Annotated in this window: 12 protein-coding genes; 6 read left to right on the top strand and 6 right to left on the bottom strand. The window is 76.6% G+C overall.

The window, feature by feature from the left end:
- On the bottom strand, window positions 1-285 hold a 285-nt coding region (locus GYH36_RS18055), incomplete at its 3' end, for a hypothetical protein (RefSeq protein ID WP_162290558.1).
- A 159-nt stretch (window positions 286-444) separates the two neighbouring features.
- Between GYH36_RS18055 and GYH36_RS18050 the strand changes: the two genes are divergently transcribed.
- Complete coding sequence (locus GYH36_RS18050; RefSeq protein WP_024839339.1) at window positions 445-984, top strand: hypothetical protein; 540 nt, start codon at window positions 445-447, stop codon at window positions 982-984.
- Between the two features lie 68 nt (window positions 985-1,052).
- Here the strand turns inward: GYH36_RS18050 and GYH36_RS18045 are convergent, their stop codons facing one another.
- On the bottom strand, window positions 1,053-1,268 hold the full coding sequence (locus GYH36_RS18045) for a helix-turn-helix domain-containing protein (RefSeq protein ID WP_024839338.1): 216 nt from the start codon (window positions 1,266-1,268) through the stop codon (window positions 1,053-1,055).
- Window positions 1,269-1,394: 126 nt separating this feature from the next.
- Between GYH36_RS18045 and GYH36_RS18040 the strand changes: the two genes are divergently transcribed.
- From GYH36_RS18040 to GYH36_RS18030, 3 genes are read left to right on the top strand one after another with little or no spacing between them, the layout of a single operon-like run.
- The gene (locus GYH36_RS18040; protein WP_024839337.1) at window positions 1,395-2,084 is read left to right on the top strand and encodes a CpaB family protein; all 690 of its coding nucleotides are present in this window, start codon (window positions 1,395-1,397) and stop codon (window positions 2,082-2,084) included.
- Window positions 2,081-3,436, top strand: coding sequence for a CpaE/TadZ family protein (locus tag GYH36_RS18035; protein WP_162290557.1), 1,356 nt, complete (start codon window positions 2,081-2,083; stop codon window positions 3,434-3,436). Before GYH36_RS18040 ends, GYH36_RS18035 begins: the two co-directional genes overlap by 4 nt.
- 4 nt (window positions 3,437-3,440) lie before the next feature.
- The gene (locus GYH36_RS18030; protein ID WP_155099593.1) at window positions 3,441-3,968 is read left to right on the top strand and encodes a DUF6912 family protein; all 528 of its coding nucleotides are present in this window, start codon (window positions 3,441-3,443) and stop codon (window positions 3,966-3,968) included.
- 105 nt (window positions 3,969-4,073) lie between these two features.
- Here GYH36_RS18030 and hisN read toward each other — a convergent pair whose 3' ends face one another.
- The 4 genes from hisN to GYH36_RS18010 all read right to left on the bottom strand — a co-directional run bounded on the left by hisN (window position 4,074) and on the right by GYH36_RS18010 (window position 8,046).
- Window positions 4,074-4,868: a histidinol-phosphatase gene (gene hisN / locus GYH36_RS18025; protein ID WP_024839334.1), complete on the bottom strand. Its 795-nt coding sequence runs from the start codon at window positions 4,866-4,868 to the stop codon at window positions 4,074-4,076.
- 57 nt (window positions 4,869-4,925) lie between these two features.
- Window positions 4,926-5,978 (bottom strand): ribosome small subunit-dependent GTPase A, encoded by a 1,053-nt coding sequence (gene rsgA / locus GYH36_RS18020; RefSeq protein ID WP_024839333.1) that lies wholly within the window; start codon window positions 5,976-5,978, stop codon window positions 4,926-4,928.
- Window positions 5,978-7,327 carry a 3-phosphoshikimate 1-carboxyvinyltransferase gene (aroA, locus tag GYH36_RS18015; protein ID WP_115942975.1) on the bottom strand — a complete coding sequence of 450 codons (1,350 nt, stop codon included), beginning with the start codon at window positions 7,325-7,327 and terminating at the stop codon, window positions 5,978-5,980. Before aroA ends, rsgA begins: the two co-directional genes overlap by 1 nt.
- 71 nt (window positions 7,328-7,398) lie before the next feature.
- A complete protein-coding gene (locus GYH36_RS18010) occupies window positions 7,399-8,046 on the bottom strand; it encodes a DoxX family membrane protein (RefSeq protein WP_162290556.1) in 648 nt (215 codons plus the stop codon).
- A gap of 288 nt (window positions 8,047-8,334) precedes the next feature.
- Between GYH36_RS18010 and GYH36_RS18005 the strand changes: the two genes are divergently transcribed.
- Both GYH36_RS18005 and rsrA read left to right on the top strand, forming a co-directional pair.
- A complete protein-coding gene (locus GYH36_RS18005; protein WP_203232023.1) occupies window positions 8,335-9,111 on the top strand; it encodes a sigma-70 family RNA polymerase sigma factor in 777 nt (258 codons plus the stop codon).
- Entirely contained in the window at window positions 9,108-9,443 is a 336-nt protein-coding gene (gene rsrA, locus GYH36_RS18000) for a mycothiol system anti-sigma-R factor (protein WP_231492779.1), read from the top strand. The genes GYH36_RS18005 and rsrA overlap by 4 nt, the downstream gene beginning before the upstream one ends.
- The last annotated feature ends 136 nt before the right edge of the window (window positions 9,444-9,579 follow it).

The following is a 9,579-nucleotide window of genomic DNA, read 5'->3' as shown; positions in this document are numbered from 1 at the left end:
GCGCAGGACCAGGCGCTCGCCGACCGCCCACGACCGGCCCGCCGCGCGGGCGACGACGCAGCCGAGCCCGAGGTCCGCGCTCGCGGCGACCCACGCCGCGGCGAGCCCGCCGACCGCGACGGCGACGAGCTCGAGGTAGGGCTCGGCACGCACGCCGGGCAGGCCGCCCGCGACGTGCACGGCGCGCAGGGTCAGCCCTGCCGCCGCGCCGCCCATGACGACGACGAGCGCGACGAGCACCGTGAGCCCTCCGCCCTGCCCGCGTCTCGTTGCACGACGTCCCATCGATCCCCCTGCCCGTCGCCGTGGCGACATTTGATGTCGTTTGATGTCGTTTGACATCGACGGATCGATCTAAGCGGGCGCTGGTGCCGGTGTCGAGGGTCTTCTCGTGATGTGGACAGACGGGACGATCCCGTCCGCGAGGACCGCTACGGTGTGCGCGTGCGATGGGACGCCCTCTTCGACGACCTCGCGGCGCAGCTCGTCGCGGCGCAGTCCGAGGACAGGGCTGCGGCCGTCGCGGACCTCACCCGCGCCGAGCACGCCACGATCGCGCTCGTCGAGCGGCTGCGGGGCACGGCGGGATCCGTCACGCTCGAGCTGCTCGACGGCTCCGCGGTGACCGGCGTGCTGCGCGACGCGGCCGAGGAGTGGGTGCTCGTCGACGAGCGGCGGCGCCAGCACCTCGTGCCGACGAGCGCGATCACCGCGGTCGCGGGGCTCGACCGCCACGCGCAGCCGGCGCCGTCGGCACGGTCCGCGCGCCTCGGGCTCGGGCACGCGTTGCGCGCGCTCATGCGCGACCGGCGGCCCGTCCAGGTCCGGACGCCGTCGGGCACCGTCGCCGGCTGGGTCGCGCGCGTCGGCAAGGACCACCTCGACGTGGAGGTGGCGCCGGGAGCGGCCCACGGGGCGCGGGTCGTACCGTGGTCCGCCGTCCTGTGCGTCAGCGAGTCCCGGACGGGGTACGTCGAGCGGTGAGGACGCGGCAGGGGGAGCCACGGGGGGCGCGGGACGACGCGCGGTCGGCGCAGCCGGTCGCCGTGCGGTCAGCCGTCGAAGTCGCCGGCCTCGATCCGCTGGCGCGTCTGGGCGTACATGCGCTGGATGTACGCCTCGAGCTCGCTGACCTCGACGCGCCACTGCCCGCGACCGCCCACCTGGATCGCGGGGAGCTCGCCCGACCGGACGAGTGCGTACGCCTGCGCCGCGGAGATGTTGAGCTCCTCCGTGACGTCGGCGAGGGTGAGGAACCGCTGGGCCATGGCGTCAGTCTGGCACGCGCGAGCCGGTCCGCGGTGCTCGTCCACAGCCCCCGCCGCGCGCGCCGCGGACCGGGGATCATGAAGCCTCGGCACGACTGACGTGCCGGACCACCGAGGGGGATACCGATGACGACGACCGTGGAACGACCCGTGCGCGCCGTGCCCGAGCCTGCGCCCGCCGCCCGCCTGCGACGGCCGGGCTGGAGGGACCCGCGGCTCCTCGTCGGGGTCGTCGTGGTCGCCCTCTCGGTCGCGCTGGGCTCGTGGGCCGTGAGCAGCGCGGCCCGGACCGTCGACGTCTACGCGGCCGGCACGGCGCTGACCCCGGGCACCCCGGTGACCGCGGCGGACCTGCGGACGGTCGAGGTCCGCCTCGGCGCGCAGACGGACCGCTACGTCCTCGTGGAGGACGGGCTGCCGGACGAGGCGGTCGTCCTGCGGACGGTCGCCCCGGGCGAGCTCGTGCCGGCGGCCGCTCTCGGCGCGGCCGCGGACCTCGCGGTGCGTGCCGTCGCGGTGCCCGTGTCGACCGGCCTCTCCGACCGCATCGTGGCCGGCGCGGCGGTGGACGTGTGGCACGTCCCCGCGGAGGCCGGCGCCGCACCCGGCGGCGACCCCGTCGCCGAGACCGCGGAACCGCAGCTGCTCGTGAGCGGCGTGACCGTCGCGGAGGTCGACGAGGGGAGCGGGACGCTCGTCGTCGGGGGACCGGTGACGGTCCACCTGCTCGTCGGGGCCGACGACCTGCCCGGCGTCCTCGCGGCGGTCGCGGGCGACGGGACGATCGCGCTCGTGCCGGTCGGGAGCGCGGGGTGAGCGGCGCGACGACCACGACCACGGTCCTGTGCGCCGTGCGCGGCGCGCGGGAGGCCGACGTCGTCACGACGCTCGGCGCCCCCGGTCTGCAGGTCACGCGGCGGTGCGCGGACGTCGTCGAGCTGCTCGCCGCGGCCGCGGCGGGCGCCGGGCGCGTCGCGGTCGTCTCCGACGACCTGCCGGGTCTCGACCGGGGCGTCGTCGCGGACCTGCACGCGCACGGCGTCCGGGTCGTCGCGCTCGCGGCCGACGGCACGTGGGAGGAGGGCCGGCTGCGCGCCCACGGGGTCGACGCCGTGGTGGACCTCGACCTCCCGGGCGACGCGCTGCGCGACGCGGTCCGCGCCGTCGTGCCGTCCACCGACCCCGAGGCCCGTCCCGGTGCGCCCGGGCAGGCGCCGGAGCACGGCGGCGGCCCCGAGGAGCCGGCCCGGCAGGGGATCGTCGTCGCGGTGTGGGGCCCGACCGGGGCGCCCGGTCGCACGACGCTCGCCACGAACCTCGCGGCCGAGCTCACCGGCACGGCGCCGGAGCCGCGCGCCCGTCGCGCCCGACGACGACGGCGCACGCCCGGACCCGGTGCCGCCTCGCCCGCCGGGCAGGTGCTGCTCGTTGACGCGGACACGTACGGCGGGACGGTCGCCCAGCGCCTCGGGCTGCTCGACGAGTCACCCGGCCTCGCCGCGGCGGCGCGCGGCGCGGCTCAGGCCACGCTCGACGCCGCACGCCTCGCCGCGCTCGCACCCGCGGTCCTGCCCGGCCTGCGCGTGCTCACCGGCCTGACGCGCGCGGCGCGCTGGCCCGAGCTGCCCGGGTCGTCGCTCGACGCCGTGTGGGAGACCGCACGGTCGGTCGCGGACTGGACGGTCGTCGACACCGGGTTCGCGATCGAGCGCGACGAGATGCTCACGTACGACACGCGTGCACCGCAGCGCAACGACGCGACGCTGAGCGCGCTCGCCGCCGCGGACGTCGTGGTCGTCGTCGGGTCCGGTGACCCGGTCGGCCTCCAGCGGCTGGTGCGCGCGCTCGACGAGCTCGCGGAGTCGGGGACGGCCGTCGGCGCGGCGCGGGCCGTCGTCGTGAACCGGGTGCGGGCGAGCGTCGTCGGCGCCGGGCCCGAGCGTGCCGTGCGCGACGCGATGGCCCGGTACGCGGGCGTCGAGGACCTGCACCTCGTGCCCGAGGACGCGGCGCTCGACCAGTCCCTGCGCGAGGGGCGCACCCTCGCGGAGACGGCGCCGTCGAGCCCGGCGCGACGCGCGGTCGCGCACCTCGCGGCGCACGTGCGGGCCGTCGCGCCGTCCGGGCGTGGTGCGGTGCCCGGTCCCGTGCTCGAGACGGCACACTGAACCCATGCGCATCTACCTCCCCGCGACGCTCGACGAGCTCGACGCCGTGACCGTGACCGCCGACGCCGCCCGCTGGACCGTCGCCCCGCGCGGCGCCCACGCCGTCACGGCCGCGCTCACGCGCGCGCTGCCCGACGAGGACGAGGAGGGCCTGGAGTACGCGGCGGCGCTCGAGGCGGCGGACGACTCGCTCGCGCTCGTCGCGTCGCGCCCGGACGCACCGCGCCAGCGTCTCGTCGTCACGGTCGAGGTGCCCGACGGCACGGTCCAGGTGGTCGGGGGCGCGGACGACGACGAGGACGCGCCCGCGCCGAGCGCGGTCGAGGTGCTGCGCACCGTGCCCGACGTCGCGATCGTGTGCGTGCACGTCGACGAGCCCGAGGCGGTGCCGGACGTGGAGGCCGTGCTCGCCGCGGCCGACGGCGACGGACCCGAGGCGGACGCCGCGCTCGACGCCGCGATCGAGCGCGTGGGCGAGCGCGACCTGCTCTGGTACGACTGGTCGGAGCTCAAGGACGTGCCCCGCGGCTGACGCCGGGAACGTCCCTCGAACCGAACCCCCCGCCGTCGAGCATGTGCTGGTGGCCCGTCCCGACGTCGCGACGGGCCACCAGCACATGCTCGGCGGCAGGGGCCGTCAGCCGAGGCGGTCGAGCACCTCGTCGTGCAGGAGACCGTTCGTCGCGACGGCGTTGCCGCCCCACGGGCCGTCGGCGCCGTCGAGCGACGTGAAGCGGCCGCCCGCCTCGGTGACGATCGGCACGAGCGCGGCCATGTCGTAGAGCTCGAGCTCGGGCTCGGCGGCCGCGTCGACGGCGCCCTCGGCGACGAGCATGTACGACCAGAAGTCCCCGTACCCGCGCGTGCGCCACGCCCCGCGCAGGAGGTCGAGGAACGGCTCGAGCCTGCCGCGCTCCTCCCACCCGTCGAGCGACGCGTAGGAGAAGGAGGCGTCGGACCACGACGAGACGCCCGAGACCTGCAGGCGCGTGGCCGCCGCGAGCGACTTGCCCGTCCAGGCGCCGGTGCCCTTCGACGCCCACCAGCGGCGGCCCAGCGCCGGCGCGGACACGAGCCCGACGACGACCTCGTCGCCGTCGGCGAGCGCGATGAGCGTCGCCCACACGGGCACGCCGCGCACGAAGTTCTTCGTCCCGTCGATCGGGTCGACGATCCAGCGGCGCGACCCGTGACCCGTCTCGCCGTACTCCTCGCCGACGATCGCGTCGCGCCCGCGCGCGCGGGCGAGCTGGGCGCGGATGATCTCCTCGGCGGTGCGGTCGGCGTCGCTCACCGGGGTCGAGTCCGGCTTGGACTCGACGCGCAGGTCGAGGGCCTTGAAGCGGGACAGGGTGTGCGCGTCGACCTGGTCGGCGATCACGTGGGCGAGGCGCAGGTCGTCGTCGTAGCCGCGCGTCGAGGGGGGCGTCATGGCTCACACCGTAGCGGTGCCCGCGCTGGTCGGAGGAGCCGCCGCGCGGACCGGGCCTCAGGCGGCGCCGGTGCGTGACGCGAGGACCCGCCGGAACGACTCGAGCCGCGCGGCGCGCGCCGCGCGCGTCGCGTCGTCGGGCGACGCCTCGACCCACTCGTCGAGCGCGCAGTCCGGCGCGTCGTCGAGGTGCGTGCACCCGCGCGGGCAGTCCGCCGCGACGGCGTCGAGGTCCTCGAACGCCTTGAGCAGGTGGTCGACCTGCACGTGCGCGAGCCCGAACGACCGCACGCCGGGCGTGTCGATGACCCAGCCGCCGCCGGGCAGGCGCAGCGCGACGGCCGACGTCGACGTGTGCCGGCCCCGGCCCGTGACGTCGTTGACGACGCCGGTCGCGCGCCGGGCGTCGGGCACGAGCGCGTTGACGAGCGTGGACTTGCCGACGCCCGAGTGCCCGACGAACACCGACGTGCGTCCGGCGAGCGCGTCGCGGACGGCGTCGAGCGGCTCGATCGCCCAGCCGTCCGGCGCGAGGCCGTCGGGCACGCGCCGCGTCACGACGACCGAGACGCCGAGCGGCTCGTACAGCGCGCGCAGCGGGCCCGGGTCGGCGAGGTCCGCCTTGGTGAGGCACAGCAGGACGTCCATCCCGGCGTCGTACGCGGCGACGACGCACCGGTCGATCATGCGCGTGCGCGGCTCGGGCTCGGCGAGCGCGGTGACGACGACGAGCTGGTCGGCGTTGGCGACGATCACCCGCTCGTAGGGGTCGGTGTCGTCCGCGGTGCGGCGCAGCACCGACGACCGGTCCTGGATCCGCACGATGCGGGCGAGCGACCCGTCGTCGCCGCTCACGTCGCCGACGAGGTCCACGCGGTCGCCGCACACGATGCGCGTGCGGCCGAGCTCGCGCGCCTTCATCGCGAGGACCGTGCGTTCCTCCGCGCCGTCGTCGTCGCCGACGAGCAGCGTGTACCGCCCGCGGTCGACGCCCGTGACGAACCCCGTGACCGCGTCCGCGTGCTCGGGGCGCTGCTTCGTGCGCGGTCGGCTGCCCCGCTTGCCGGGTCGCGAGCGGAAGTCGGACTCGTCGGGGACGCGGCGCGCCATCAGCGGGTCGCCGCCCCCGAGCCGGCGAGCATGCGCTCCCACATCCCCGCGAACCCGGGCAGCGTCTTGGCGGTCGTCCCGACGTTCTCGACGCCCACGCCGGGCACGCGGAGCCCGATCACGGCCGCCGACGTCGCCATGCGGTGGTCGTGGTACGTGCGGAACAGCGCGCCGTGGAGCGGGCGCGGGGTGATGACGAGCCCGTCGCGCGTCTCCTCCGCCTGCCCGCCGAGGCGCGTGATCTCCGTGGCGAGCGCGGCCAGGCGGTCGGTCTCGTGCCCGCGCAGGTGCGCGATGCCGCGCAGGCGGCTGGGGGAGTCGGCGAGCGCGGCGAGGGCGGCGATCGTCGGCGCGAGCTCGCCGGCGGCGTGCAGGTCGACGTCGACGCCGCGCACCTCGCCCGTGCCCGTCACGGACAGCACGTCGCCGTCGAGCGACGCCGTCGCCCCCATGGACTCGAGCAGCTCGGGCACCATCGCGCCCGGCTGGGTCGTGGCCGCGGGCCAGCCGGTGACGCGCACCGTGCCGCCCGCGACGAGCGCGGCCGCGAGGAACGGCGCGGCGTTGGACAGGTCGGGCTCGACCTGGACGTCGCGCGCCGCGACCGGCCCGGGCTCGACGCGCCAGATCGCGGGGCGCGAGTCGTCGACGACGACCCCGACCTCCCGCAGCACCTCCACCGTCATCTCGATGTGGGGCATGCTCGGCAGCGTGCGACCGACGTGCCGCACCGTGAGGCCCTGGTCGTAGCGTGCGGCCGCGAGCAGCAGACCGGAGACGAACTGGCTCGACGCGGACGCGTCGACGTCGACCGACCCGCCGCGCACGTGCCCGCGGCCCCGGATCGTGAAGGGCAGCGTCGTGGGGAGCCGCCCGTCGGGCGCCTCGACGGGCACGTCGAGCGCGGCGAGCGCCGCGAGGACCGGCCCCATGGGGCGCACGCGCGCACCCTCGTCGCCGTCGAAGCGCACCGTGCCGTCGGCGAGCGCGGCGACGGGCGGGAGGAAGCGCATGACCGTCCCGGCCAGGCCGCAGTCCACGTCGACCGGCCCGCGCAGGGGGCCGGGCGTCACGTGCAGCTCGCTCGGCGTCGACCCCTCGACGACCTCGACGCCCAACGCGCGCAGGCCCGCGATCATGAGGTCGGCGTCGCGGCTGCGCAGAGCACCGCGCAGCGTGCCGGGGCCGTCGGCGAGCGCGGCGAGGACCAGCAGCCGGTTCGTCAGCGACTTCGACCCCGGGACCTCGACCGTCGCGTCCAGCGGCCCGTGCGCCGTGGGCGCGGCCCAGCCCTCGTCGGCAGGGGCGGAGGACTCGGTGGCGGGAGGCGCGGGGGGCGGCGTCGTCATGACGTCCAGGCTAGTGGAGCGGCCCGGCCCGACGACGGGCGGTCCCGCCGGGCGGACGCGTCGCGACCGCGTCAGGCGACCTTCGCGCGGACGGCCGCGCCGGCGTCGTGCACGGCGCTCGACGCGCTGCTCGCGGCGTGCTCGGCGGCCTCCCGCGCGGCCTTGGCGGCCCGGCGCGCGGACCCGGAGATCTCGTGGGCGGCGCCCTTGCCCCGTGCGGCGGCGCCCTTGACGCCCGCCGCGGCGGCCTCCTGCTTCGCCTGCCGCGCGAGCGCGAGGTCGTGGCGCGCGCGCTCGAGGCGCCACTGCACGCCCGGACGACCCTCGTAGTCGGCGCCGGCGATGAGCGCCGCGCCGATCGCGCCGACGTTCGCCACGAACTTCCGCGTCCGCTCGGTGCGCGCCGCACCGCCCGAGGTGAACGGCTGGTTGACGACCGCGACGGGCACGGTGAGGGCGGCGAGGGTGAGTGCGGCGGTGCGCGGCGCCTTGCCCACCGCGAGGAACAGCCCCGCGAGGGCCGTGGCGGCGCCGTGCGCGCGGACGAGCGTCGCGACCTGCTTCTCGCTGAGCGGCGCCTCGATGCCGGCGCTCTTCTCGACGAGCTCGACGCCCGAGCGCGCGGCTCGCACGTGCTCGGCGGGCCTGAGCGCGGCCTGGAGCCCGTCGTAGACGAACCACGAGGCCAGCATGGGCCTCGCGACGTGGCGCAGCAGCATCGGTTCTCTCCTCATCGCAGGCGGTCCTCCGGCGGCCCGTGGGGGCGCCTCCGGTCGGTCCCAGCCTGCCGCGCCCGCCGGGACGGCGCCACCCGCGGGCCGCCCGGGGGTGCGCATCCGGGTCCGCGGGCCGGGAATGCGCGCGCGGCTGGAGCGGTTGCACCACTCGTGACCGTCCTGCTCGACTCCTCCGCACCCGCCGCACGGGCCGTGCCGTCGACCCCGCGGGCGTCCCTCGGGGACGCCGGGTTCGCCGCCGCGTGGTCGGCGCCGGGCCGCACGGACGACATGGCCGTGCTCACGCCAGCGAACACCCAGACGAACGGGGGACTAGGCTCGTTGTTGATGACAGAGCGAATCTCCGGCAGCGACGTCTCCGGCAGCCCTGCGACGACGTCGGGAACGACGCCCGTCGAGGGCACGGACGTGCCCGTCGACGCGACGGACACCGAGGACACCAACCGCGCGCCGCAGGCCGAGAGCGACGCCGCGCGCGCCGCGCGGTTCGAGCAGGACGCCCTGCAGTACCTCGACCAGCTGTACTCGGCGGCGCTGCGGATGACGCGCAACCCGTCGGACGCCGAGGACCTGGTGCAGGAGACGTTCGCGAAGGCGTTCGCGGCGTTCCACCAGTACCGCCCGGGCACGAACCTCAAGGCGTGGCTGTACCGGATCCTCACGAACACGTTCATCAACACGTACCGCAAGAAGCAGCGCGAGCCGCAGCAGGCGCAGACGGACGACGTCGAGGACTGGCAGATCGCGCGCGCCGCGTCGCACACGTCGCAGGGCCTGCGCTCCGCCGAGGCGGAGGCGCTCGACCGCCTGCCGGACTCGGACGTGAAGCGCGCCCTGCAGGAGCTGCCCGAGGACCGACGCATGGTCGTGTACTACGCGGACGTCGAGGGCTTCCCCTACAAGGAGATCGCGGAGATCATGGGGACACCGATCGGCACGGTCATGTCCCGCCTGCACCGAGGCAGGCGTCAGCTGCGCGAGCTGTTGGCCGACTACGCCGCGAGGCGAGGACTGGTGGGGGCCAAGGGCCCCGGAGGTGAGTCGTGAGCACGTCAGAGAGCAGGATGGCCGCACGGGGCCAGGCGGAGGAGCCGGTGACGCCGATCCCGCACTCCACCGCGGGCGAGTCGGAGTGCGAGCACGCCCTCACGCACCTGTACGAGTACCTCGACTCCGAGATGACGCCGGACGACGAGCTGCGCATGCGCGCGCACGTCGCGCACTGCTCGCCGTGCCTGGCCGAGCTGAGCATCGAGGAGCTCGTCAAGCAGCTCGTGCGCCGCTCGTGCCACGAGAAGGCGCCGGCCGGTCTGCGCGAGCGCATCCACACGCAGCTCACGGTCATGGTCTCGACGACGACGATCGTCGAGACGCGCTGACCGCGGGCCCGCTCGACGGGCCCGCTCAACGCCGGAGGGGCCCCTCCCGCCAAGGGCGGGCCGCGCCCGGGCCGGAAACCCCCCGGGGGGGGGGCGGCAGCGCCGAGGGGGGGCGAGAGCGGGTTTGGGCGGAGGG

The organism is Cellulosimicrobium composti, from assembly GCF_010287905.1.
In the GTDB taxonomy this organism is placed as follows: domain Bacteria; phylum Actinomycetota; class Actinomycetes; order Actinomycetales; family Cellulomonadaceae; genus Cellulosimicrobium; species Cellulosimicrobium composti.
Note: the sequence above shows the minus strand (reverse complement) of the source record. Positions and strands in the feature narration are given on the sequence as shown.

Coding starts and splice junctions, on each gene's coding strand:
- GYH36_RS18045 (WP_024839338.1), bottom strand. CDS start 1,268: ATGGCCCAGCGGTTCCTCACCCTCGCCGACGTCACGGAGGAGCTCAAC.
- GYH36_RS18040 (WP_024839337.1), top strand. CDS start 1,395: ATGACGACGACCGTGGAACGACCCGTGCGCGCCGTGCCCGAGCCTGCG.
- GYH36_RS18030 (WP_155099593.1), top strand. CDS start 3,441: ATGCGCATCTACCTCCCCGCGACGCTCGACGAGCTCGACGCCGTGACC.
- hisN (WP_024839334.1), bottom strand. CDS start 4,868: ATGACGCCCCCCTCGACGCGCGGCTACGACGACGACCTGCGCCTCGCC.
- rsgA (WP_024839333.1), bottom strand. CDS start 5,978: ATGGCGCGCCGCGTCCCCGACGAGTCCGACTTCCGCTCGCGACCCGGC.
- aroA (WP_115942975.1), bottom strand. CDS start 7,327: ATGACGACGCCGCCCCCCGCGCCTCCCGCCACCGAGTCCTCCGCCCCT.
- GYH36_RS18010 (WP_162290556.1), bottom strand. CDS start 8,046: ATGCTGCTGCGCCACGTCGCGAGGCCCATGCTGGCCTCGTGGTTCGTC.
- GYH36_RS18005 (WP_203232023.1), top strand. CDS start 8,335: ATGGCCGTGCTCACGCCAGCGAACACCCAGACGAACGGGGGACTAGGC.